Source organism: Cryobacterium sp. MDB1-18-1, assembly GCF_004402735.1.
Classification (GTDB): Bacteria; Actinomycetota; Actinomycetes; order Actinomycetales; family Microbacteriaceae; genus Cryobacterium; species Cryobacterium glucosi.
The window spans coordinates 1-23,568 of the sequence record NZ_SOFR01000080.1 but is presented as its reverse complement, the minus strand read 5'-3'; the positions used below and the strand labels follow the sequence as shown (position 1 = coordinate 23,568).

Annotated in this window: 20 protein-coding genes and 2 tRNA genes; 17 read left to right on the top strand and 5 right to left on the bottom strand. The window is 68.8% G+C overall.

All coding sequences use genetic code 11. The features are described 5' to 3' along the window. Nucleotides 1-68: 68 nt before the first annotated feature. Together arsA and arsD are read right to left on the bottom strand one after the other, a co-directional pair. Nucleotides 69-1,838, bottom strand: a complete 1,770-nt coding sequence (gene arsA / locus E3O50_RS18120) for an arsenical pump-driving ATPase (RefSeq protein WP_134558194.1) — start codon at nucleotides 1,836-1,838, stop codon at nucleotides 69-71. Nucleotides 1,839-1,847: 9 nt separating this feature from the next. After that, on the bottom strand, nucleotides 1,848-2,288 hold the full coding sequence (arsD, locus tag E3O50_RS18115; RefSeq protein ID WP_134558195.1) for an arsenite efflux transporter metallochaperone ArsD: 441 nt from the start codon (nucleotides 2,286-2,288) through the stop codon (nucleotides 1,848-1,850). Nucleotides 2,289-2,382: 94 nt separating this feature from the next. Between arsD and E3O50_RS18110 the strand changes: the two genes are divergently transcribed. The 3 genes from E3O50_RS18110 to E3O50_RS18100 are packed head-to-tail and all read left to right on the top strand — an operon-like array spanning nucleotide 2,383 to nucleotide 5,103. Beyond that, nucleotides 2,383-2,733: a metalloregulator ArsR/SmtB family transcription factor gene (locus E3O50_RS18110; protein WP_134448245.1), complete on the top strand. Its 351-nt coding sequence runs from the start codon at nucleotides 2,383-2,385 to the stop codon at nucleotides 2,731-2,733. Between the two features lie 34 nt (nucleotides 2,734-2,767). Continuing rightward, nucleotides 2,768-3,526 carry an arsenite methyltransferase gene (gene arsM / locus E3O50_RS18105; protein WP_134558196.1) on the top strand — a complete coding sequence of 253 codons (759 nt, stop codon included), beginning with the start codon at nucleotides 2,768-2,770 and terminating at the stop codon, nucleotides 3,524-3,526. A gap of 47 nt (nucleotides 3,527-3,573) precedes the next feature. Then, nucleotides 3,574-5,103, top strand: coding sequence for a CYTH and CHAD domain-containing protein (locus tag E3O50_RS18100; RefSeq protein ID WP_134558197.1), 1,530 nt, complete (start codon nucleotides 3,574-3,576; stop codon nucleotides 5,101-5,103). Nucleotides 5,104-5,155: 52 nt separating this feature from the next. Here E3O50_RS18100 and E3O50_RS18095 read toward each other — a convergent pair whose 3' ends face one another. Beyond that, nucleotides 5,156-5,647, bottom strand: a complete 492-nt coding sequence (locus E3O50_RS18095; protein ID WP_134448251.1) for a MarR family transcriptional regulator — start codon at nucleotides 5,645-5,647, stop codon at nucleotides 5,156-5,158. A gap of 125 nt (nucleotides 5,648-5,772) precedes the next feature. Between E3O50_RS18095 and E3O50_RS18090 the strand changes: the two genes are divergently transcribed. From E3O50_RS18090 to E3O50_RS19375, 3 genes are all read left to right on the top strand, one after another. Beyond that, nucleotides 5,773-5,844 (top strand) — tRNA-Gln (locus tag E3O50_RS18090). 82 nt (nucleotides 5,845-5,926) lie between these two features. Next, nucleotides 5,927-7,351, top strand: a complete 1,425-nt coding sequence (gene glmU, locus E3O50_RS19380) for a bifunctional UDP-N-acetylglucosamine diphosphorylase/glucosamine-1-phosphate N-acetyltransferase GlmU (RefSeq protein ID WP_134448253.1) — start codon at nucleotides 5,927-5,929, stop codon at nucleotides 7,349-7,351. Beyond that, on the top strand, nucleotides 7,352-8,329 hold the full coding sequence (locus E3O50_RS19375; protein WP_134448255.1) for a ribose-phosphate diphosphokinase: 978 nt from the start codon (nucleotides 7,352-7,354) through the stop codon (nucleotides 8,327-8,329). A 99-nt stretch (nucleotides 8,330-8,428) separates the two neighbouring features. On the opposite strand, the gene E3O50_RS18080 is transcribed toward E3O50_RS19375, so the two are convergent. Further along, complete coding sequence (locus tag E3O50_RS18080) at nucleotides 8,429-8,815, bottom strand: hypothetical protein (RefSeq protein ID WP_134448257.1); 387 nt, start codon at nucleotides 8,813-8,815, stop codon at nucleotides 8,429-8,431. A 118-nt stretch (nucleotides 8,816-8,933) separates the two neighbouring features. Next, entirely contained in the window at nucleotides 8,934-10,391 is a 1,458-nt protein-coding gene (gene gndA, locus E3O50_RS18075; RefSeq protein ID WP_134448259.1) for an NADP-dependent phosphogluconate dehydrogenase, read from the bottom strand. 306 nt (nucleotides 10,392-10,697) lie between these two features. Between gndA and E3O50_RS18070 the strand changes: the two genes are divergently transcribed. The 11 genes from E3O50_RS18070 (at nucleotide 10,698) to E3O50_RS18020 (ending at nucleotide 23,396) form a co-directional block, all read left to right on the top strand. Beyond that, nucleotides 10,698-11,327 (top strand): 50S ribosomal protein L25/general stress protein Ctc, encoded by a 630-nt coding sequence (locus E3O50_RS18070; protein ID WP_134448261.1) that lies wholly within the window; start codon nucleotides 10,698-10,700, stop codon nucleotides 11,325-11,327. 49 nt (nucleotides 11,328-11,376) lie between these two features. Continuing rightward, nucleotides 11,377-11,958, top strand: a complete 582-nt coding sequence (gene pth, locus E3O50_RS18065) for an aminoacyl-tRNA hydrolase (RefSeq protein WP_134558198.1) — start codon at nucleotides 11,377-11,379, stop codon at nucleotides 11,956-11,958. 136 nt (nucleotides 11,959-12,094) lie between these two features. Beyond that, a complete protein-coding gene (gene mfd, locus E3O50_RS18060) occupies nucleotides 12,095-15,787 on the top strand; it encodes a transcription-repair coupling factor (protein WP_134558199.1) in 3,693 nt (1,230 codons plus the stop codon). After that, nucleotides 15,784-16,566 carry a MazG family protein gene (locus E3O50_RS18055; RefSeq protein WP_241975208.1) on the top strand — a complete coding sequence of 261 codons (783 nt, stop codon included), beginning with the start codon at nucleotides 15,784-15,786 and terminating at the stop codon, nucleotides 16,564-16,566. Before mfd ends, E3O50_RS18055 begins: the two co-directional genes overlap by 4 nt. Nucleotides 16,567-16,613: 47 nt before the next feature. Continuing rightward, nucleotides 16,614-17,891, top strand: a complete 1,278-nt coding sequence (gene hisS / locus E3O50_RS18050) for a histidine--tRNA ligase (RefSeq protein WP_134558200.1) — start codon at nucleotides 16,614-16,616, stop codon at nucleotides 17,889-17,891. 124 nt (nucleotides 17,892-18,015) lie between these two features. Next, nucleotides 18,016-19,296, top strand: a complete 1,281-nt coding sequence (eno, locus tag E3O50_RS18045; RefSeq protein WP_134448268.1) for a phosphopyruvate hydratase — start codon at nucleotides 18,016-18,018, stop codon at nucleotides 19,294-19,296. Nucleotides 19,297-19,396: 100 nt separating this feature from the next. Further along, the gene (locus E3O50_RS18040; RefSeq protein WP_134448270.1) at nucleotides 19,397-19,870 is read left to right on the top strand and encodes a septum formation initiator family protein; all 474 of its coding nucleotides are present in this window, start codon (nucleotides 19,397-19,399) and stop codon (nucleotides 19,868-19,870) included. Further along, nucleotides 19,867-20,388 (top strand): DUF501 domain-containing protein, encoded by a 522-nt coding sequence (locus E3O50_RS18035; RefSeq protein ID WP_134558201.1) that lies wholly within the window; start codon nucleotides 19,867-19,869, stop codon nucleotides 20,386-20,388. The genes E3O50_RS18040 and E3O50_RS18035 overlap by 4 nt, the downstream gene beginning before the upstream one ends. Then, a complete protein-coding gene (locus tag E3O50_RS18030) occupies nucleotides 20,385-21,668 on the top strand; it encodes a S8 family serine peptidase (RefSeq protein WP_241975209.1) in 1,284 nt (427 codons plus the stop codon). Before E3O50_RS18035 ends, E3O50_RS18030 begins: the two co-directional genes overlap by 4 nt. Before the next feature lie 37 nt (nucleotides 21,669-21,705). After that, nucleotides 21,706-23,238, top strand: coding sequence for an FAD-dependent oxidoreductase (locus E3O50_RS18025; protein WP_134563962.1), 1,533 nt, complete (start codon nucleotides 21,706-21,708; stop codon nucleotides 23,236-23,238). Between the two features lie 82 nt (nucleotides 23,239-23,320). Further along, nucleotides 23,321-23,396: transfer RNA gene (locus tag E3O50_RS18020), tRNA-Leu, on the top strand. Nucleotides 23,397-23,568 lie beyond the last annotated feature (172 nt).

The window sequence follows — 23,568 nt, the reverse complement described above, 5'->3', positions numbered from 1 at the left end:
ATCAGAAAATGAATAGATGAACGTCGATATGACGCGTTCCCACTCTATCGACGAATGTCGATTCACGGTCACCGTGCCGGTTGGGGGCTGAGTGCGGTCAGTGCCGCCAGCTTCTCCTGTCCGATGGGCTCCGCCGGCAGGAGGGCGACGATGGCCATCCGATCCGCGAGGAGACGCACCCGGTCGATCTGTTCGACCTCGCTCGAAGCGCGTGCTCGAAGGAACGGTGACGCCGGGCGGGCCGCGGCCAGGGAGGCGTTGACGACCCAGGCCCACGGGTGGATGCCGGCACGTTCGAGGTCGTCCTGCAGACCTTCGGCCTCGAGCACCGGGGTCGTCTCCGCGAGGGTAACCAGAATGACCTTGGTCAGGGCCGGGTCCTGCAGACGCATCAATGGTGTCGTGAACGGAAGCGAGTCGCCGATCTGCCGCGCCATTTCGCGGTGATAGGAACCGGTCGCATCCAGCAGGAGGAGCGTGTGCCCGGTCGGGGCGGTGTCGACGACGACGAATTTCCGGCGCGACTCATGGACGACCCGGGAGAACTGCTGGAAGACGGCGACTTCCTCGGTGCAGGGGGAGAGGAGGTCCTCGGCCAGTGCCGCGCGACCCTCCGCGTCCAGGGCCGTGCCCTTGGTGGCCATCACGTGGTCGCGATACGTCTGCACGGCCAAGGCCGGGTCGATACGGGACACCGCGAGCCCGGGCACGCTGCCGTGCAGGGTCTCGGTGAGGTGAGCGGCGGGGTCGGTGGTGGTGAGGTGCACGGCGTGGCCGCGTTCGGCGAGTGCGACCGCGATGGCCGCGGCGATCGTGGTCTTGCCCACCCCGCCCTTCCCCATGCAGAGCACCAGGCCGTGGTCGTCCCGTTCGATCGCATCCACGAGGGCCGCGAGCGGGGCGTCGGGGAGGGGTTCCCCGGCCTCAACGATCTCGTCGGATTCGCCCGTCCCGGCGCTCGCCGAGAAGAGAGACTGCAGCGCCGGGATGCCGACCATGTTGGCGGCCTTGAGCTCGAGCACGTCCAGCGGGAGGCGGGAGAGAGCGGCGGGCATGGCGGCCAGCGCGGCTCCCTCGCGGGCGCGGACGGCCCGGGTGAGGTCCTCGTCGCCGGCGGCAGCGGGCAGCAGTCCGTTGACGACGACGAAACCGCCGCCGATGCCGATCTGATTCAGCTCGAGGTAGGTGCGTTCGATTTCGGCCAGCGAGGATGCCTGCGCCCGGGCGACGAGGACCAGTCGCGTACGCGCCGGGTCGGTCAGCGCGGCGACAGCGGCGGCGTACATCGAACGGTGCTTGTCGAGCCCCGAGAGCGGGCCGAGGCAGGACGGGTCGCCTTTGCCGGCCTCGAGAAAGTCGGTCCAGGAGCCCGGCAGCTGCAGCAGGCGGATGGTGTGCCCGGTCGGTGCCGTGTCGAAGACGATGTGGTCGTACTGCCCGAAGACGGCTTCGTCGGCGAGCAGGCCGGTGAATTCGTCGAAGGACGCGATCTCGGTCGTGCAGGAACCGGACAGGCCCTCGATGATGCCAGCGAGTTCGTCCTCCGGAAGCAGGCCGCGCACGGGCGCGACGATGCGCTCCCGGTAGGCCGCTGCGGCCTGTTCCGGGTCGATCTCGAGGGCGGAGAGGCCGGGCACACTCGCGAGGGGAGTGACCGTGTTGCCGATCGTCAGGCCGAATACCTGGCCGACGTTGGAGGCGGGGTCGGTGCTGACCAGCAGCACCTTCCTGCCCCGGCCGGCGAGGTCGAGGGCGGTGGCGCAGGCGACCGAGGTCTTTCCGACGCCGCCCTTGCCGGTGAAGAACAGGAAGCGGGGTGGGTCCTCAAGGAATCGCATCGGGGCGGCTTAGCAGCAGCCGGAGGCGCCGCCGCAGCATCCGCCCGATTTTGCGGTGAGGCCCAGCTCGGACCGGGCCGACTCGACCTGCGACGCGACCGTCGACGCGACCTTCGACGCGACCTTCGACGCGACGATGGACGAGTCACCGAGGCCGGCGAAGCAGAGCAGTTCGTCGCGGCTCGGATAGGTGCCGGTCGCGACGGTGACGCCGTCGACGACGGTCAGGGGGAGGCCCTTCGAGCCCACGGTGTGCATGAAGCCGCGGACCGTCTCGTCGGTCGTGAAGGCGGTCGGGTCGGTGGCGAGGTTGTGGCGTTCGATGTCGGCGCCCAGGTCCTTGAGCCGACGCACATCGGCGGTCACGGTGACCAGGGATGCGTCGGTGTCGGTTCCGCAGACCCCGGACTCGCAACACAGGGCCGGCTCGTAGATTCGAATGGCAGCCATCTCGTACTCCTCAATTCACTATATCGACATTCATCGATACCCCCAGTATGACCCTCTATATCGACAAGTGTCAATACGCGACTATGCTGGGCCCATGTCGATCACCTCCCTGCTCCCCATCGCCTCGCGTGGCGCGTGCTGCGCGCCGCTCACGCGCGAGACGCTCGCCGCGGCGGATGCCGTTGACCTCGCGCGCTCGCTCAAGGCCCTCGCGGACCCGACCCGGCTGCGCCTGATCTCGATCGTGGCCGCATCCGAAGGCCAGGAAGCCTGCGCCTGCGACCTGACGGCACCGGTCGGGCTGAGCCAGCCCACCGTGTCCCACCACCTCAAAGTCCTGACCGACGCCGGATTCCTCAGCCGCACCCAGCGCGGCAACTGGGCCCATTTTGCTCTCGTACCCGGCGCGCTCGACTCGGTCGCGCGGCTCCTGACCAGCGCATGACCTCGCAGCGATCGTCCGAAGGAAGGAACCACCCATGACTGAAAAGACAGACATCACCGAGCTCGTCCGCGAACGCTACGCCGCCGCGGCGCTGCAGCTCACCGACGTGTCGCCTGCGTCCGGCGCGTGCTGCGTTCCCACCGACCTCGGGAACGGCGACGTCTTCGGATCGGTCCTCTATACGGGCGGGGAGGGGTCCGAAGTCCCCGAGGAAGCGCTGCTGGCGAGCCTCGGCTGCGGCAACCCCACGGCGGTCGCCGACCTGCGCGCCGGGGAAACCGTGCTCGACCTCGGCTCCGGAGGTGGCATCGACGTGCTCCTCTCCGCGCGGCGGGTCGGCCCCACCGGATTTGTATACGGCCTCGACATGACCGACGAGATGCTGTCCCTCGCCCGGGCCAACGCGGACAAGGCCGGCGCCACGAACGTCGGATTCATCAAGGGCCGGATCGAGGAGATCCCGCTGCCCGACGCATCCGTCGACGTCATCATCTCCAATTGCGTGATCAACCTCTCCGCCGACAAGACCGCCGTCATCACGGAGATGTTCCGGGTCCTCAAGCCCGGCGGGCGGCTCGGGATCTCCGACGTCGTCGCGGAGGACCACCTCAGCGAACAGGACCGCATCGAGCGCGGCAGCTACGCCGGCTGTATCGCCGGCGCGCTCTCCCACCGGGAATACCTAGACACCCTGGCCGGGGCGGGATTCACCGGGATCAGCGTCGACTACACCCACGAGGTCGCCCCCGACATGCACGGCGCCATCGTCAAGGCGGTCAAGCCCACCGTCTAGCCGCGTGTGGCGCGGGCCGGGAGGCGCCCGGGCGTACACTGTCGGGCATGAATGCCGTGGATTTTTCCGAGGTTGAGCGCAAATACGACGTCGACGCGGCATCCGTTCTCCCGCCGCTGCATGAGCTGCCCGGCGTGACCTGGGTGGATGCCCCCGTCGACCAGTCGCTCGACGCCGTCTACTTCGACACGGCCGACCTCACCCTTGCCGCGCACCGGATCACACTGCGGCGCCGCACCGGCGGGGACGACGCCGGCTGGCACCTCAAGCTCCCGTCCGGCGTCGACGGTCGCGGCCCCGACGAACGCCGCGAGGTGCACGAACCCCTCGGCAGCGACCCCGAGCTCGTGCCGGCCGGCCTCCAGCAGCGGGTTCGCGTCCTCGTGCGCGACCGGGTGCTCGTGCCCGTCGTGCGGCTCCGCAACCACCGGATCGTGCACGTGCTGCGCGGGGACAACGGCGCCGTGCTCGCCGAGGTCTGCGACGACAGTGTCCTGGCCGACCGCCTCGGTGTCGACCCGCTCCGCCAGGAATGGCGGGAATGGGAGATCGAACTCGTCGACGGCGCCCCCGAGCTGCTCGACGCCGTCGCGGAGGCCTTCGCCGCCGGGGGAGTCCGTCGCGCAGGCTACCCCTCGAAGCTCGGCCGTGCCCTCGGCGACCGCATTCCCGCAGCCCCGCCGGCCCCACCGGCGACGCCGACCCGGTCGAGTACGACGGGGGCCCTGCTGCTCGCCTACCTCGACGCCCAGATGCGGGTACTCGTCCACCAGGACCCGCTCGTGAGGCGCGACGACGCCGAAGCCGTGCACCAGATGCGGGTCGCGACCCGGCGGATGCGCTCGGTGCTGGCCACCTATCGCGACCTGCTTCCGAACGGGCTGGCCAACACCCTCGGGGACGAACTCCAGTGGATCGCCCGTGTGCTCGGCGCCGCCCGCGACAACGAGGTCCTGCACCACAACCTCGCCAGGTCGCTCTCGTCCGAGCCGGCGAAGCTCGTGGTCGGGCACGTCAGGAAGCGCCTGGACGCGCACTTCGCGGCCGACCTCGCCACGGCGCAGCAGGCGGCGGATGTCGTGCTCGACAGCCCACGCTACTTCCGGCTGCTCGACGCACTCGACGCCCTCATCGCGGAGCCGCCGTTCACCGCGCTCGCGAAGAAGTCGGCCAAGTCGGTGGTACCTGGTCTCGTCAAGCGTGATGGCGCCCGACTGCGCAAGGCCGTTCGCGACGCTCGCGCCGTGCCGCAGGGCCCCGATCACGACGCAGCCCTGCACGAGGTGCGCAAGATCGCCAAGCGCCTGCGGTATACGACGGAGTCTGCGCTCATCCTGAGTCCGAAACGTGCGGCCAGGCTTGTGGCCGCCGCCCGACTGGTCCAGGACATCCTCGGCGAGCACCACGACAGCGTCGTCGCCCGCGGGGTGCTGCTCACCCTCGGCATGCGCGCCTTCATCGACAATGAGAACTCGTTCACGTACGGCCGCCTCCACGCGACCGAACAGTTCCGGGGTGCGCACCTCGAGAGCCGGTTCCGGTCGGCGTGGAAAAGCTTCCCCAAGTCCGTGCTCTGACGCCGTCGACCCCGGTCAGGGCTCCGCCGCGATTCTTGCGGTGCGCGCGAGCTCAGTCGAAGTCGAGGCTGAGCTTGCGCAGCAGGGAGGCGAGGCGTTCGCGTTCGCTGGCCGTGAGCGTCGCGAGCAGCTCGGCCTCGGCGTCGACGAGGCGGGTGATCGCGGCATCGACCCGGATCAGCCCGTCGGGGTTCATCACGACGAAGATGCCGCGGCCGTCGTTGGGGTCGGTGCGCCGGGTGACGAGGCCGCGCTCGACGAGCCGGTCGATCCGGTTCGTCATGGTTCCGCTCGACACGAGCGTCTGTTGCAGCAGCGCCTTGGGGCTGAGTTCGTACGGTGCGCCCTCGCGGCGGAGCGCCGACAGCACGTCGAACTCCCACGACTCCAGTTCGGAGCGGGAGAACGCGGTGCGCCTGGCCCGGTCAAGGTGCTTGGCGAGGCGACCGACCCGGCTGAGCACCTGCAACGGGGCGAAATCGAGGTCCGGCCGCTCGCGCAGCCAGGCATCCACGATGCGGTCTACTTCGTCATTGCCGGGCATCGTCCTATTATCCGGCCAGCCGGGGCATCCGCCTGCACAGCACGGGTCATCGGTACGCCCGGCTGCGCGCCGCAGCCGATACTTCTGGCAGACTTATCAGCGTTGGTCGGCTCCGGCCGGCGAATTCCGCCGTGGTGTAATGGCAGCACGACAGCCTTTGGAGCTGTTAGGTCCAGGTTCGAGTCCTGGCGGCGGAGCCGTAGATCATTACCAGTGCTGCATTCCAGTGGCGCCCGCACCCGGTCTTCCCGGCCGGCAACACAGAAGCACGAGGACCCCGTGACCGATTCCCGTCTCGCCATCGTCGTCCTGGCCGCAGGCCAGGGCACCCGGATGAAATCCGCGACTCCCAAGCTGTTGCACCCCCTCGCCGGGCTGCCCATCCTCAGCCACGTGCTCGCGACGGCATCCGCGTTGAACGCCGCGCACGTCGTGACCGTCGTGCGCCACGAACGCGACCGGCTCGTCGACATCGTCGAGGCCGACCTGCCCGAGAGCATCGTCGTCGACCAGGACGAGGTCCCGGGAACCGGCCGGGCCGTCGAGCAGGCCATCGAGGCCCTGCCCGCCGACTTCGAGGGCGACGTGCTCGTCGTCAGCGGCGACGTTCCCCTCCTGAACGCGGCGACCCTCGCGAGCTTCATCACCGCGCACCGCGAACGCGCCGTCGCAGCGACCGTGCTGTCCGCCTTCCCCGACGACTCCACCGGCTACGGCCGCATCGTGCGCGACGAGGCCGGAGCCTTCGACCGCATCGTGGAACAGAAGGACGCCAGCCCCGAGGAACGCCTGATCACGGAGACGAACGCCGGCGTCTACGTCTTCGGCATCACCGAACTGCGTGCGCAGCTCGCCCGCATCACGACCGAGAACGTCCAGGGCGAGAAGTACCTCACCGACGTGATCGGCCTGCTCCGCGAGTCCGGCTCCGATGTGCGCGCCGTTCCGGTAGCGGATGCCTGGCTCGTGGCCGGCATCAACGACCGGGCCCAGCTCGCCGAGTCCGCCCGGCAGCTCAATGCGCTCATCGTGCGCGGCTGGCAGCTCGCCGGCGTGACCGTGCAGGACCCTGCGACGACCTGGATCGACCTCGCCGTCACGATCGCGCCCGACGTCACGATCAAGCCGGGCACCCAGATCCTCGGGGCGACGGTCATCGAGACCGGCGCCGTCGTCGGACCGGACACGACCCTCGTGGACTGCGAGATCGGCGCGAACGCCGAGGTGAAGCGCACGGACGCGACCCTCGCGGTGATCGGTGCCGGCGCATCCGTCGGCCCGTTCTCGTACCTGCGGCCCGGCACGATTCTCGGCGCGGACGGCAAGATCGGCACCTTCGTCGAGACCAAGAACGCCGTCATCGGCGAGGGCAGCAAGGTGCCGCACCTGAGCTACGTCGGCGACGCGACGGTCGGTGTGCACTCCAACATCGGGGCGGGGACGATCTTCGCGAACTACAACGGTGTGACGAAATCGCCGAGCGTCGTGGGGTCGCATGTGCGCACCGGGTCGCACAACGTCTTCGTCGCGCCCGTTAGGATTGGGGACGGGGCTTACACCGGTGCCGGTACCATCGTCCGCAAGGACGTGCCGGCCGGAGCTTTGGCTCTCACCGTGGCCCCACAACGCAATATGGACGGCTGGGTTCAGACCAACCGCCCGGGAACCGACGCGGCGGAAGCCGCGGCTAAGAGCGGAGACTAGGTGCCTGGAATCAATGCCAGCGGCGAGAAACGACTTGTATTGGTTTCGGGGCGAGCACACCCGCAACTGGCACTGGACATCGCCAAGGAGCTCGGTACCGAACTCGTGCACACCGACGCACGTACCTTCGCGAACGGCGAGATCTACGCCCGTTTCGACGAGAGCGTGCGCGGCAGCGACACCTTTGTGATCCAGTCGCACACCAACCCGATCAATGAATGGCTGATGGAACAGCTCATCATGGTCGACGCGCTCAAGCGGGCCTCCGCCAAGCGCATCACGGTTGTTGCGCCGTTCTACCCTTACGCCCGCCAGGACAAGAAGGGCCGCGGCCGCGAGCCGGTATCGGCCCGCCTCGTCGCCGACCTGTTCAAGGTCGCCGGCGCCGACCGCATTATGTCGATCGACCTGCACGCCGCCCAGATCCAGGGCTTCTTCGACGGCCCCGTCGACCACCTCTTCGCGATGCCGGTGCTGCTCGAGCACTTCCAGGAGAAGCTCGACCCCGCAACGCTGACCGTGGTGTCGCCCGACATGGGCCGCGTCCGCGTCGCCGACATCTGGAGCGACAAGCTCGGCGCCCCCCTGGCGATCATCCACAAGCGCCGTGACCCGCTGGTGCCGAACCGCGTCTCCGTGCACGAGATCGTCGGCCAGGTCTCCGGTCGCGTCTGCCTGCTTGTCGACGACATGATCGACACCGGACGCACCATCGTCCTCGCCGCCGAGGCACTGCGTGCCGCCGGAGCGATCGGCGTCGTCGTCGCCGCGACCCACGCCGTGTTCAGCCACCCCGCGCTCGAGCTGCTGCAGAACCCGGCGATCACCGAGGTCGTCGTCACCGACACCCTGCCGATCCCCCCGGAGAAGCGCTTCCCGACCCTGACCGTTCTGCCGATCGCCCCGCTTCTGGCCCGCGCGATCCACGAGGTCTTCGACGAGGGATCCGTCACGTCGATGTTCGAGGGCGCCGCGTAACCCACGCTGCCCCGACCGACGGATGCCCCGCTCACCCGAGCGGGGCATCCGTCGTTAACCGCCGCGACACCCTGTGGGGCGCGCACGGGCAGCGGATGCCTAGGCCGGCACGACCGGTGGGCCGAACCCCGGCGCGCGGGGGATCAGGCCGAGCGAGATCACCCAGGTCTCCCGCTCGTGCACGTCGATCGCGTAACACTGCCAGCCGAACCCGCCGGGCCCGGCCAGGTCGAAGCGCGCGGTGGACCCCTCCGCGAGCGGGTAGTAGTGAGCGACCGCAACGGAGCACCCGTTCGTGGCGGTGACGGATGCGATCTGCATCGACGTGAGGATCCCCGGCACGATCAGCGCCACGAGCCCGAGTACGACGGCGAGGCGCATCACCAGCAGCATCCGCCTGCTGCGCAGCGGCCGCGCGCTGTCGTGCGGCTCATACCCGGCGAGCTCGGGGTGCTCGTGCTGCTCGCTACCGTCGTCGTCGTTCATCGTGGGGTCCAGTATCGCAAATTGCGCTCCCATTCTCCGCGAGAGCGTAAAAAGTGCCCCTTCCCGCAGCGGGAAGGGGCACTTTTTACGCTCTCGCGGAGAGAGGTGGATGCCGCGACTAGTGGGTCGAGGCCTCCGTGGCGATTTCGGTGCGGTCGCCCGACCACAGGGTGTGGAACACGCCGGGCTTGTCGACGCGCTTGTAGGTGTGCGCTCCGAAGAAGTCGCGCTGGCCCTGCACGAGGGCGGCGGGCAGGCGTTCCGCGGCGAGCGAGTCGAAGTAGCTCAGCGCCGAGGCGAAGCCGGGAACCGGGATGCCGGAGAGCGCAGCGGTCGAGACGACGCGACGCCAGGCCGACTCGCCGGCGGCGACGGCCGCGGCGAAGAACGGGTCGACGAGCAGCGTCGGGATCGACGGGTCGTTCGCGTAGGCATCCACGATGCGGTTCAGGAACTGGGCGCGGATGATGCAGCCGCCGCGCCAGATCGTGGCGACGGCACCCTTGTCGATGCTCCAGTTGTACTTGGCGGCACCGGCGATGATCTCGTCGAAGCCCTGCGCGTACGCGACGACCTTCGACGCGTAGAGCGCCTGGCGCACGTCGTCGACGAAGGTGTGGCCGACGACGGCGATCTCGGGGCGGGCGCTGATCGAGGCACGCACCGGTCCGCGCTGCTCGGGGTGGCTCGACACGGCGCGTGCGAACACGGCCTCCGCGATTCCGGCGACGGGCACGCCGAGGTCGAGCGCGTTCTGCACGGTCCAGACGCCGGTTCCCTTGGAGCCGGCCTCGTCGAGGACGATATCGATGAACGGCAGTCCGGTCTCGGCGTCGACCTGGCGGAGCACCTCGGCGGTGATCTCGATCAGGTAGCTCTCGAGGTCGCCCTTGTTCCACTCGGTGAACACGTCGGCGATGGCGGCGGGGGAGTGGCCGGTCACATGACGGAGCAGGTCGTACGCCTCGGCGATGAGCTGCATGTCGGCGTATTCGATGCCGTTGTGCACCATCTTGACGAAGTGGCCTGCGCCGTCGGTGCCGATGTGGGTGACGCACGGCACGCCGTCGACGACGGCGGCGATCGACTCGAGGATCGGGCCGAGGGTCTCGTAGGCGAGCGCGGAGCCGCCGGGCATGATGCTCGGGCCCTTGAGCGCGCCCTCTTCGCCGCCGGAGATGCCGGCGCCGACGAAGTTGATGCCGGTCGCGCTGATCGCCTTTTCGCGGCGGATGGTGTCGTGGAAGTCCGCGTTGCCGCCGTCGACGATGATGTCGCCGGGCTCGAACAGCTCGGCGAGCTGGCTGATGACCGCGTCCGTGCCCTTTCCGGCCTGGACCATGATGATGGCGGTGCGCGGGCGGCTCAGCGACGCGACGAAGTCCTCGATGGTCTCCGAGGCGACGAAGCCGGCCTCGGGGTGTTCCGTCATGAGGGTCTGGGTGCGCACGTACGAGCGGTTGTAGACCGCGACGGTGTTCCCCTCCCGGCTGGCGAGGTTGCGGGCGAGATTCGAGCCCATCACCGCCAGTCCGACGACGCCAATATTTGCCTGTGCTGTACCGGTTTCGGTCACGTTCGCTCCTTCAAAATGGTTGGTCTAGAACCATGTTCAAGGTTAGTCGGTCGGGCTGGGCACCTGCCCGACGGGGGCGGGCGGATGCTGGTGCGCGGTTCCCGCACACTCCGCTAGACTTAGCAGTTGAACTTCGGCGAGGGCTGCCAGGCGTGTCACGCACGCTCGGCATCCGTTATCGACGCGGCGAAATGCTTCACGGCCTTTCCTCACGCGACACGCGTTCGAGTTGAACCAGCACCCATACGCGCGGCCATCGGCTGCGCAACTGATCTGGGCCGTAGCGGCCTGACAAGGAGACACATCATGGCTGAGGCCAAGGACAAAAAGGTCATCGACAACAAGATCGATGCCGACCTGCGTACCAAGTTCGGCAAGGGTGCGGCCCGCAAGCTGCGCGTGCTCGGCAAGATTCCGGCCGTCATCTACGGCCACGGCACCGACCCGGTGCACGTTGCACTTCCGTCCCACCAGATCGGCCTGATCCTGCGTCGCGCCAACGCGGTGCTCGAGCTCGAGGTCAACGGCGAGACCCACCTGACCCTCGTCAAGGACGTCCAGAAGGACCCGGTCCGTCAGATCATCGAACACCTCGACCTCATCGTCATCCGCAAGGGTGAAAAGGTCCAGGTTGACGTCGCCGTGCACCTGACCGGTGAGATCATCGCCGGAAACGTCATCGACCTGGACATCAAGAGCCTGCTGCTCGAGGTCGAAGCGACCAACATCCCGCAGAACATCGTTGTCAACGTCGATGGCCTCGACGAGGGTGCCCAGATCAAGGCCGGCGAGATCGTCCTTCCCGACGGTGCCGTGCTCATCTCCGATGCGGACGCCGTCGTCATCAGCGTGCACCTGCCCGAGGCCGAGGAAGAGGAAGAGGCCGTCGCCGACGCCGACGCCGAGGCCGTTGTCGAGGAAGCCCCCGCCGAGTAGCATCCGCTTCACGCTTTCTGCCTGATCTCGTCGAACAAGGAGGATTTCCCTGGACGAGAATCTCTGGCTCGTAGTCGGGCTCGGTAACCCCGGGCCCGACTACGCCGGAAACCGCCACAACGTCGGCCACATGGTGACCGCCGTGCTCGCCGACCGACTGTCGGCGAATTTCAAGACCCACAAGACCAACGCGACGGTTGCTTCCGGGCGCAGTTTCCCCGGGGGCCCCGGGCTCGTGCTCGCGACGCCGAACACCTATATGAACGTGTCCGGCGGACCGGTGGCCGCCCTGCTCCGGTTCTACTCGCTCGAACCGGATCGCCTGATCGTCGTGCACGACGAGCTCGACCTGCCGTTCGACACGCTCAAGATCAAGGTCGGCGGCGGTCACGGGGGCCACAACGGGCTCCGCGACATCATCGCGGCCATCGGCACGAAGGACTTCGTGCGTATCCGCCTCGGCCTGGGCCGCCCGCCCGGTCGCCAGGCGCCGGCCGACTTCGTGTTGCACGACTTCTCCAAGGTCGAGCGCGAGACCCTGCCGAACCTGCTCGAAGACGCAGCGGATGCGATCCAGCTGATCGCGGCGGAGGGCGTCACCGCCGCCCAGCAGAAGTTCCACGCGCCCTGACCCGCCCGCGACAGTGACCGTCCGCGACAGTGACCGTCCCGACCGCGAGAATCGCCGTTCCGGTCGAGAGTCACCGGTGTGGCGGCGACTGTCGACCGGAAAGGCGACTGTCGGCGGTGCTGCGTAGAATTGCCGGGTGACCCTCCACGGCGTAATTGCCACACTTTCGCGCGCCTCCACGTTCGACCGAGCCCTCGCGTGCGCGGGCCGCGACGCCGACTTCTCGCTCACCGAAGGCCTCAGGGCTCCCGTGCTCGCCGCGCTCCTCGAACAGCGCGCCCGGCTCGGCAAGGCCCCGGCCCTGCTGGTCATCACCGCCACCGGGCGTGAGTCCGAATACCTGCACGACAACCTCGACTGCTTCACCGAAGACGCCGAGATCATCGGTTTCCCGGCCTGGGAGACGCTCCCGCACGAGCGGCTGAGCCCGAGTGCCGAGATCGTCGGCAAGCGGCTCTTCGCACTGCGGCGGATGCGCGAGTGGGAGGAGACCGACCCGGCCCTTCGCCGCCCGCTCATCGTGATCGCATCCGTGCGCGCAGCCCTGCAGCCCGTCGCGGACAACCTCACCGACTTCGCGCCCATCGTGCTCACGGCCGGCGCCCGCGGCAACGACCTGGGCGCGCTCGCCGTGCAGCTCGTCGAACTCGCGTACACCCGCGTCGACATGGTGACCCGCCGCGGCGAGTTCGCCGTGCGCGGCGGCATCCTCGACGTGTTCCCCTCGATCGCCCCGCATCCGTCCCGCGTCGAGTTCTTCGGCGACGAGGTCGAACAGATCCGCGCCTTCTCCGTCGCCGACCAGCGCTCCCTGCCAGAACCGGTCGCCTCGGTGAGTCTGCCGCCGAGCCGCGAGCTGCTGCTGAGCCCCGCCGTGCGGCAGCGCGCCCGCGAGATGCAGCACGAGTTCCCCAGCCTCGCCGGCCTCCTCGCGAAGATCGCGGAGGGTATCCCTGTCGAGGGCATGGAGAGCCTCGCGCCCGCCCTCGTCGACCGGCTCGTGCCGATCACGCACTACCTCCCCGCCGAAGCCGCCGTCGCCGTGGTCTCGCCCGAACGTGTCGCCAGCAGGGCGATCAGCCTCGCCGAGACGAACCGCGAGTTCCTCGGGGCGGCCTGGAGCGCAGCGACCGCGGGTGCAGACGCCCCGATCGACCTCGAGTCCGGCGACTTCCTCACCCTCGGCCGGCTGCGCGACTCGGTCACGCACACCGCTCCCGGCGCGCCGGCCTCCGCGCACGTCTGGTGGACTTTCAGTTCCTTCCAGGCCGCCCCGACGGATGCCCCGGTCCTGCCAGAGCACCGCGAAATCGACGACCTCCTCACCCTCAGGGTCGAGGGCGAGGCGGTCCCCAGTTTCCAGGGCAGCGTCGAGGGCGCCATCGGGCACCTCAGCAGCCGGATGAAGGACGGCTGGACGGTCGGCGTGCTCGCCCAGGGTGCCGGGCTCGTCGAACGAGCCGCCGCGGTGCTCGCCGAGCACGAACTCCCCGCCCGGATCGTGACCGAATGGCCGTCAGAACCGGAACCCGGCATCGCGTACCTGCTGAAGGCATCCGTCGACCACGGTTTCGAGCTCGCCGAGACGAAGCTCACCCTCGTCAGCGAGTCCGAGTTCTACGGCCGCACGGTCGGCTACGACGCCCGCCAGGTGAAGAAGCTCGCGAGCCGGCGCAAGAACGTCGTCGACCCGCTGCAGCTCAAGACCGGCGACCACGTCGTGCACCAGACCCACGGCATCGGCCGGTTCGTCGAACTGACCCAGCGCGAGGTGTCGAGCGGCGGCCGCAACCCGGTCAAGACCAAGCGCGAGTACCTCGTGCTCGAGTACGCGCCGTCCAAGCGCGGGCACCCCGGCGACAAGCTCTTCGTGCCCACCGACCAGCTCGACCTCGTCAGCCGGTACATCGGCGGTGAGGCGCCCGCGCTCAGCAAGATGGGCGGCAGCGACTGGTCGAGCGCGAAGTCGAAGGCCCGGCACGCGGTGCGGGACATCGCCGTCGAGCTCGTCAAGCTCTACTCGGCACGGATGGCGAGCAAGGGCCATGCCTTCGGGCCCGACACGCCCTGGCAGCGCGAGCTCGAGGAGGCGTTCCCGTTCGCGGAGACCCCCGACCAGCTCACGACGATCGACGAGGTCAAGGCCGACATGGAACGGCCCATCCCGATGGACCGGCTCCTCTCCGGCGACGTCGGCTTCGGCAAGACCGAGGTCGCCGTGCGCGCAGCATTCAAGGCGATCCAGGACGGCAAGCAGGTCGCGATCCTGGTGCCGACGACCCTGCTGGTGCGCCAGCACATGGAGACCTTCCAGGAGCGATTCGCCGGGTTCCCCGTGCACATCCGCGCCCTGAGCCGGTTCCAGACCGAGAAGGAATCCCGGGAGACCGTCGCCGGCATCCTCGACGGCACGGTCGACCTGGTGATCGGCACCCACCGGCTCCTGACCGGGTCGATCATCTTCAAGGACCTCGGCCTCGTCATCATCGATGAGGAGCAGCGGTTCGGCGTCGAGCACAAGGACGCCCTCAAGAAGCTCAAGACCAACGTCGACATTCTCGCCATGAGCGCGACGCCGATCCCGCGCACCCTTGAGATGGCGGTCACGGGCATCCGCGAGATGTCGACCCTCGCGACCCCGCCGGAGGACCGGCACCCGATCCTCACCTTCGTCGGGCCGTACTCCGACCGGCAGGTCGCCGCGGCCATCCGGCGCGAGCTGCTCCGCGAAGGCCAGATCTTCGTCGTGCACAACCGGGTGTCGAGCATCAACCGGATCGCCGCTCACATCGCCGAACTCGTACCGGAGGCCCGGATCGCCGTCGCACACGGGCAGCTGCCCGAGGCGCAGCTCGAACAGGTCGTCGTCGACTTCTGGGAGCGCAAGTTCGACGTGCTCGTCTCGACGACGATCATCGAGACCGGCCTCGACATCGCCAACGCGAACACCATCATCATCGACAGGGCGGACAAGTTCGGGCTGAGCCAGCTGCACCAGCTGCGCGGCCGGGTCGGCCGCGGCCGGGAGCGCGCGTACGCATACTTCCTCTACGACGAGAACAAGCCGCTCACCGAGATCGCCCACGACCGGCTCTCCACGATCGCCGCGAACAACGAGCTCGGCGCCGGCATGCAGGTCGCCCTGAAAGACCTCGAGATCCGCGGGGCGGGCAACCTGCTCGGCGGCGAACAGGCCGGGCACATCGCCGGGGTCGGTTTCGACCTCTACCTGCGGATGATCGGAGAGGCGGTGAGCGCCTTCCGCGGAGACGTCGCAGAGGGCCAGACCGAGCTCCGGCTCGAGCTGCCCGTCGACGCGCACATCCCCGAGGACTACGTCGACAGCGAGCGCCTCCGCCTCGAGGCCTACCAGAAGCTCTCCGCGGCGAGCTCGCCGACCGCGGCCAGGGACCAGATCGACCTCGTGCTCGAGGAACTCACCGACCGCTACGGCGAACCCCCGCAGCCGGTGCAGAACCTGATCCTGGTCTCCCGGCTGCGCTGGCTCTCCCAGCAGGCCGGCCTGAGCGAGGTCGTCGCGATGGGCTCCAACCTGCGGGTCGCCTCTGCCGACCTCGCCGACTCGATGCAGGTGCGCCTGAAGCGGATGTACCCCGGCTCGCGGTACACCGTCGCAACCGGGGCCATCATGGTGCCGATGCCGCGGATCAACGACGAACCGCTCGGCGACGCCGCCCTGATCGCCTGGGCCGGCTCCCTGCTCGCCGCGATCTTCCCCCGTCCCGTCGAGGAGCCCGCTGCGCCGGGTGCCGCACCCAAGGCCGCACCGACGACCACGCAGAACCCCAACCCCAGGAGGAAGTCGTGACCGACGCCAACCCGATCGACACCCCGATCGACCCGCGGACCGATACCCCGATCGACGTCCTCGTCCGGACGGTCGCGCGGCTGCGCGCTCCCGGCGGCTGCCCCTGGGACATGGAGCAGACCCACGCCTCCCTCGTGCCCTACCTGCTCGAGGAAAGCCACGAGCTGGTCGAGGCGATCGAGGCCGGTGGCCGTGAGGAACTCCTCGAGGAACTCGGCGACGTGCTCTACCAGGTCCTCTTCCATGCCGACCTCGCCGCGCACACCGCCGGCGAGGACTTCGACCTGCAGGATGTCGCCGCGAGCCTCACCCGGAAACTCGAGGGCCGGCATCCGCACGTCTTCGGAGACCTCGACCTCGCGACCGCGGACGACGTCGCCGCGGCCTGGGACGGTTTCAAGGCCACCGAGAAGCCCGGCCGAACGAGCGTACTCGACGGCATCCCGCAAGGCATGCCCGCTCTCGCCCTCGCTGACAAGGTGCTCGGGCGCGCCCAGAAGATCGGGCTGCTCGATGCGGACGGCGCCGACTTCCCGCTCCCGCTCGAGAGCGAGGACGAGCTCGGCCCCCTGCTGCTCGCGATCGTCTCCGCGGCGAAGGCTCGCGGCCTCGACTCCGAACGAGCCCTGCGCACCGCCGTGCGCGGGCTCCAGGACGAGATCCGTTCCGCTGAGCTCGACAGTGCGGGGCTCGACGGTGCGGGGTTCGACGGTGCAGCGGATGCCGCGACCGACTTCTCGGATGCCGGCATCATCGGCCTCCCCGCCGACAACGACTGACCGCCCCCGGGCCGGGCCGCCCGGCCCAACCTGAGACAATGGATCACATGGCAACACAGGTGACCCCGCCGCGCGGCATGCGCGACTTCCTCCCCGCTGAGAAGGCAGGTCGCGAGCACGCGCTCGGCGTGATCCGGCGCAGTTTCGCCGCGCACGGCTTCGACGAGATCGAGACCCCGGTCATGGAAGACTCCGCCCGGCTGCACTCCGGCCTCGGCGGCGACAACGAGAAGCTCGGCTTCGCTGTGCTCAAGCGCGGCCTCGCCCCTGCCGACGCCCTCGCCGCCGCGGAGTCCGGCGACCTGCTCGGCCTCGCCGACCTCGGCCTCCGCTTCGACCTCACCGTCCCGCTCGCCCGGTTCTACGCGACGCACCGCGCCGCCCTGCCCACGGTGTTCCGGGCGATCCAGATCGCCCCGGTCTGGCGGGCCGAACGCCCGCAGAAGGGCCGGTACCGCCAGTTCGTGCAGTGCGACATCGACATCATCGGCGAGGCGGGCCCGCTCGCCGAGATCGAACTCATCACGGCGACGATGGCCGCCCTCGACGCCCTCGGCCTCACCGGCTGCTCGGTGCGCATCAACGACCGCCGCATCCTGACCGCCCTGCTCGCGTACTGGCAGGTCCCTGCGGATCTGTTCGAGCGGGCCCTGATCACGATCGACAAGCTCGACAAGATCGGCGTCGACGGCGTCGTCACCGAACTCGACGGCCTCGGCATCCCCACCGACGGCATCGCGGAGACCCTCCGCTCGATCGCCTCCGCCGGCTGGGACCTGCTCGGCTCGGCCGGCGAGACCGATGCGTCCGCAGCACCCACCTGGCTCGACCCGGTCGCATACGCCGACCTGCTCGCCCTCCGCGACGCGCTCCCCGGCGCCGACCTCGTCTTCGACCCGACGCTCGTGCGCGGTATGGGCTACTACACCGGAACGATCTTCGAGATCGCTCACCCCGATCTCGGCTACTCGCTCGGAGGCGGCGGCCGGTACGACGGCATGATCGGCCGATTCCTCGGCGTCGACGTTCCCGCCTGCGGCTTCTCGATCGGCTTCGAACGCATCGTCGACCTGCTCGGCGGCACCGGTGCATCCGCCGAGAACGCCGTTGTGCTCATTCACGAGAAGGACGCGGCTCCCGGCCGCCTCGTCGCCCTGAAGACCGCACTCGTCGCCGAGGGCCTGCGGGTGCGGCTCGAGCACCGCACCAAGAACCTCAAGGCCCTGCTCGGTCGCGCCGCCGAGGCGGGCTACGGGCGGTACGCCTTCGTCACCGATGAAACAGCGGATGCCGCCGCGCTCGACTTCCGCCCGCTCGCGGGCTGATTCCCGCGCTCGGAGCCTCCGTCGCTAGACTGTTACATGATTGGAACACAGTGTCGTCTTCCTGCACGTTCCCCCCATACCAACACCCCACCCATTAGGAAATAACAGGAAACAGGAGATAGCTGTGGCTCTCATTGAGGCAGTAGTAGCGCGCGAGATTCTCGACTCCAGAGGCAACCCGACCGTCGAGGTCGAGGTATTGCTTGATGACGGCTCCGTAAGCCGTGCCGCCGTTCCGTCGGGCGCATCCACCGGTGCGTTCGAAGCTTATGAACTTCACGACGGCGACAAGTCGCGTTACCTCGGCAAGGGCGTCCTCAAGGCCGTCGACGCCGTTATCGACGAGCTCGGCCCGGCAGTCGAGGACCTCGACGCCACCGACCAGCGCATCGTCGACGCCGTACTTATCGAAACCGACGGCACCGAGAACAAGCACCGCGTCGGCGCCAACGCCATCCTCGGCGTGAGCCTGGCCGTCGCCAAGGCCGCAGCCACCTCGGCCGGCCTGCCCCTGTTCCGCTACCTCGGTGGCCCGAACGCGCACACCCTTCCGGTCCCGATGATGAACATCATCAACGGTGGCTCGCACGCCGACAACGACGTGGACATCCAGGAATTCATGGTTGTCCCGCTCGGTGCCGAGTCCTTCGCCGAGGGCCTCCGCTGGGGCACCGAGACGTACCACGCCCTGAAGGCCCTGCTCAAGTCGAAGGGCCTCTCCACCGGCCTCGGCGACGAGGGTGGATTCGCTCCGAACCTCCCGAGCAACCGTGCGGCACTCGACCTCATCGTTGAAGCCATCACCAACGCCGGCTACACGCCCGGCAAGGACATCGGCCTGGCACTCGACTGCGCCGCGTCCGAGTTCTACAAGGACGGCGTCTACCACTTCGAGGGCAAGGAACTCTCTGCCCAGGAGCTGTCCGCGTACTACGTCGACCTCGTCAAGTCCTACCCGCTCGTGTCGATCGAAGACCCGCTCGAGGAAGACGACTGGGACGGCTACGTGCACCTCACCGCCGAAATCGGCGGCCTCGTGCAGATCGTCGGAGACGACCTGTTCGTGACCAACCCGGAGCGTCTTGCCAAGGGCCTGGCCCTCGGCACGGCCAACTCCATCCTCGTCAAGGTCAACCAGATCGGTACCCTCACCGAGACGCTCGACGCCGTTGCGCTCGCGCAGCGCGCCGGCTACACGACCGTCATCTCGCACCGCTCCGGTGAGACCGAAGACACCTTCATCGCCGACCTCGCGGTCGCGACGGATGCCGGCCAGATCAAGACCGGAGCGCCTGCCCGCTCCGAGCGCGTTGCCAAGTACAATCAGCTGCTGAGGATCGAAGAGGAGCTGGGCGAGGCCGCCGTGTACGCGGGCCGCTCTGCCTTCCCCCGTTTCAAGGCCTAGTTTCGACTGGAGCTCTCGAAGCGCGGGGTGAATCCCGCGCTTCGAGAGCTCTGTTTTTTATCCGGTGAGAACCGGCGAGGATCCGGCGAAAGGAGTTGCCATGGCCGCGAAACGCACCGAACGGCAGCCCGTCGCGCTCGGCCTCGACGAGACCCCGATGAGTGGCTGGCTTCGCGGCCTGCGCCTGTCCGGGTTCTCGCTCATGATGATGGGCATCCTCATCCTCGCGGTCGTCGTGCTCGCCCCCGGCCTCCGCACCTACGGTGAGCAGCAGCAGGAAATCAGCCGGCTCACCGCCGACGTGTCTGCCCAGCAGACCACCGTCGACCAGCTCAAGACCGAGCGGGAGCGCTGGAACGACCGCACCTACGTCACGACCCAGGCCCGCGCCCGGCTGTCCTATGTGCTGCCGGGCGACGTGAGCTTCCTCGTGATCAACGACCTGCCGCTGCCGGCCGCCGCTGCAGCCGCGCCCGCCGCGACCACGGCCATCCAGAACACCGACATCGATTGGGTATCGTCCATGTTCGCTTCCGTCATGACCGCCGGCCTCGCCCCCCAGGCCACCCAGTGACCCGGCCGCCGTTCGCGCCCGTCACCGCCGACGACCTGAAGATCGTCAGCGCACAGCTCGGCCGCCCGGCCCGCGACGCCGTCGGTATCGCGGCGCGCTGCGTGTGCGGAGCTCCCACCGTCGTCGCCACCGCACCCCGGCTGAGCGACGGCACGCCGTTCCCCACTCTCTACTACCTGACCCACCCGGCCGCGACCGCTGCGCTGTCCTTCCTCGAGGCGACCCAGGTGATGAACGAGTTCAACCAGCTGCTCGCCGACGATGAGGCCGTCCACGACCGGTACCGCCGCGCCCACGCGGGATTCCTCGCCGATCGCGCCATGCTCGGCGACGTACCCGAGATCGCCGGCATCTCCTCAGGCGGCATGCCCGACCGGGTCAAGTGTCTGCACGCCCTCGCCGCACACTCGCTCGCCGCAGGCCCGGGCGTCAACCCGATCGGTGACCTCGCGCTCGCGCGGGCAGCCTGGACCCCGGCCGTCTGCGAGTGCCTCGACTATTCCGCGGCGGACGCGTGACCCGTTCCCTGCTGCAGCGGCGCCTCGGCGCCGCGCTCGCGGTGGCGCTGACCATTGTTCTGGGAGGCGCCTCCGTCGTCGGCGACGCGGCACCCGCGCACGCCGACCAGGTGCGCGACCTCGAGTACTGGCTCAACGATTACGGTTTCACGCAGGCCTGGGCGACGACCAAGGGCGCCGGCGTGACGGTCGCCGTGATCGACACCGGGGTGAGCACGAGCGTCCCCGAACTCGCCGGCGCCGTCGTCGGTGGCACGGATGTCTCGGGCCTGGGCTCGAGTAACGGCCAGACCCCCGTGGGGGACGGCAGCGAGCACGGCACCCTGGTCGCCTCCCTGATGGCTGGCCGCGGTTCCGCGGACGGGACAGGAGTCATCGGCGTGGCACCCGAGGCGTCCATTCTCGCGGTGTCGGTCGCGTTCGGGAGCAGCGGCGCAAAGCTCAGCAACGACGACCAGATCGCGGCAGGCATCCGCTGGGCCGTCGACCACGGCGCCGACGTGATCAACATGTCGCTGACCCGGAACACCCTGGACTGGCCGTCGAGCTGGGACGACGCCTTCCTGTACGCGTTCCAGCATGACGTCGTCGTCGTGGCCGCGGCCGGAAACCGGGGGAGCGGCACCACGGAGGTCGGCGCCCCGGCGACGATCCCCGGCGTGCTCACCGTCGGGGGCGTCGATCGCAACAAGACCGCGAGCTTCGACGCCTCCTCACAGGGCATCACGATCGCCGTCGCCGCCCCGAGCGAACAACTCGTCGGCGTGGTGCCGAACGGCGGGTACGTGCAGTGGAGCGGCACGAGCGCCTCCGCCCCGATCGTCTCCGGCCTCGTCGCCCTCGTGCGCGCCGCCTACCCGAAGCTCAACGCCGCCGAGGTGATGAACCGGGTGATCGCGACCGCCAACCCGAACGGCCACGTCGTCCCCAGCCCCGTCTACGGCAACGGCCTGATCGACGCGGCCGCCGCGGTCACCGCGTCCGTGGCGCCCTCGACGTCTCCGACGCCGACGGCCCTGCTCCAGGACTGGATTCACCTGCACCGGCGCATCGACACCGTCCCGACAGCCGCGCCGACGGCCGCACCCGTTGCCCGCGCCGTGCCGAGCAGCGACCCGCCGCTGCCGACCGACACCGCCGCGAGTCCCTGGCTGCCGACCGAGCTGACCCTGACCTATATCACCGTTCCGCTTCTCGTTCTGTTGGGGTTTGCTATCCTAGTAACGCTGTTCGGCATAGGTGCTCTTCGGCGGCTCAAGCGAAATCGATCGAATCGGTAAGTTTTCGCATATTCCATCATGTAGGAGGACCCTTATCGTGCCAAAAATTCTCATTGTCGGTGGCGGCTACGCGGGCTTCTACACCGCCTGGAAGCTTGAGAAGTGGCTGCGAAAAGGCGAGGCCGAGGTCACCATGGTCGACCCCCTCCCGTACATGACCTACCAGCCCTTCCTCCCCGAGGTTGCCGCCGGCTCGATCGAAGCCCGCCACGCCGTGGTCGCGCACCGTCGCCACCTCTCGAAGACGAACGTCGTCACCGCGAAGGTCACCCACATCGACCACGCGTCGAAGACCGCGACGATCACCCCGCCGGTCGGCGAGCCGTATGAGTTCAACTACGACATCGTCGTCGTCACCGCAGGAGCCGTCTCGCGCACCTTCCCGATCCCCGGGGTCGCCGACCAGGCGCTCGGACTCAAGACCATCGAGGAAGCCGTCGCCATCCGCGACACCGTGCTCACCAACTTTGACAAGGCCTCCCTGCTCCCCGCCGGACCCGAGCGCGACCGCCTGCTCACCTTCGTCGTCATCGGCGGCGGCTTCGCCGGCATCGAGGTCTTCGCCGAACTGCGCTCGTTCGCGACCTCGCTGCTCAAGTCCTACCCGCAGATCGGGTTCGACGACATCCAGTTCCACCTCGTCGAGGCGATGGGCCGGATCATGCCAGAGGTGTCCGTGCCGACGAGCCTCTGGGTCATCGACAACCTCGACAAGCGCGGTGCGAAGATCCACCTCAACACCCAGCTGACGAGCGCCGTCGACGGTGTCGTCGAGCTCTCCACCGGCGAGAAGTTCGAGACCGACATGATCGTCTGGACTGCTGGCGTGATGGCGAACCCCGGCATCGTGCGTCACACCGACCTCCCCATCGAGGAGCGCGGCCGCCTGCAGGTGCGCCCCGACCTCCGCGTCGGCACCGCAGACGAGATCATCGAAGACGCCTGGGGCGCCGGCGACATCACCGCCGTCCCCGACCTCAGTGGCGGGGGAGTGGGCGGCTTCTGCGTTCCCAACGCCCAGCACGCCGTGCGTCAGGGCAAGCTCATGGCCAAGAACATCGTCGCCGTCCTCCGCGGCGAGGGCCCCAAGGACTACATCCACAAGAACCTGGGCGCCGTCGCCGGTCTCGGTGTCGGACAGGGTGTCTTCCAGTCCGGCAAACTGGCCATCAAGGGCCCGCTGGCCTGGATCGCGCACCGCGGCTACCACGGCCTCGCCATGCCGAGCTGGGAGCGCAAGCTGCGCGTCGTCTGGGGCTGGGTGAACAACTTCTTCCTCGGTCGCGACATCGTGTCCCTCGCCGCCGTCGAGACCCCGCGCGCCGTGTTCGTCGAGTTCGCCTCCCGCCCGAAGCCCGCCGCGGGTGCCGCGGCGCCGGCGAAGGCCGCATCCGCTGCGGTCACGCCCCCGGCACCGGTCACCGTGCCGGCAGCGGCTGCCGCGGCAGCCCCCGCCGCCAAGGTCACGGCGCCCCGCGCGCCGCGCAAGACGCCGGTCAAGGCTCCCGCCGCCGCACCGGCGATCGTGGCAGCGGATGCCGCGACCGAGGCGACCACGCCCGTCAAGTAAGCGGCTGCTCCGGCAGCACCTACGCTTGAAGCGTCGGAGTCTGTTCGGACTGAGTTCGCTCAGCCCGGATGTACTCGGACGCGCCCCCGTAGCCCAATGGCAGAGGCAGACGACTTAAAATCGTCACAGTCTGGGTTCGAGTCCCAGCGGGGGCACCATCATTCGGCGCCGAACTTCCGCGTAATTCCGCGGGAGTTGGGCCCTCCGAGAGACCGTTTAGGGGCTCTTGAGTGTTATGTCTCAGGACATCGGTGACAGTTCTGCATCAATAGATCGGTGACCATTCGGGCGTGTTTGGTGGTGACACTTCTCCCGCGTACACATTTGAGG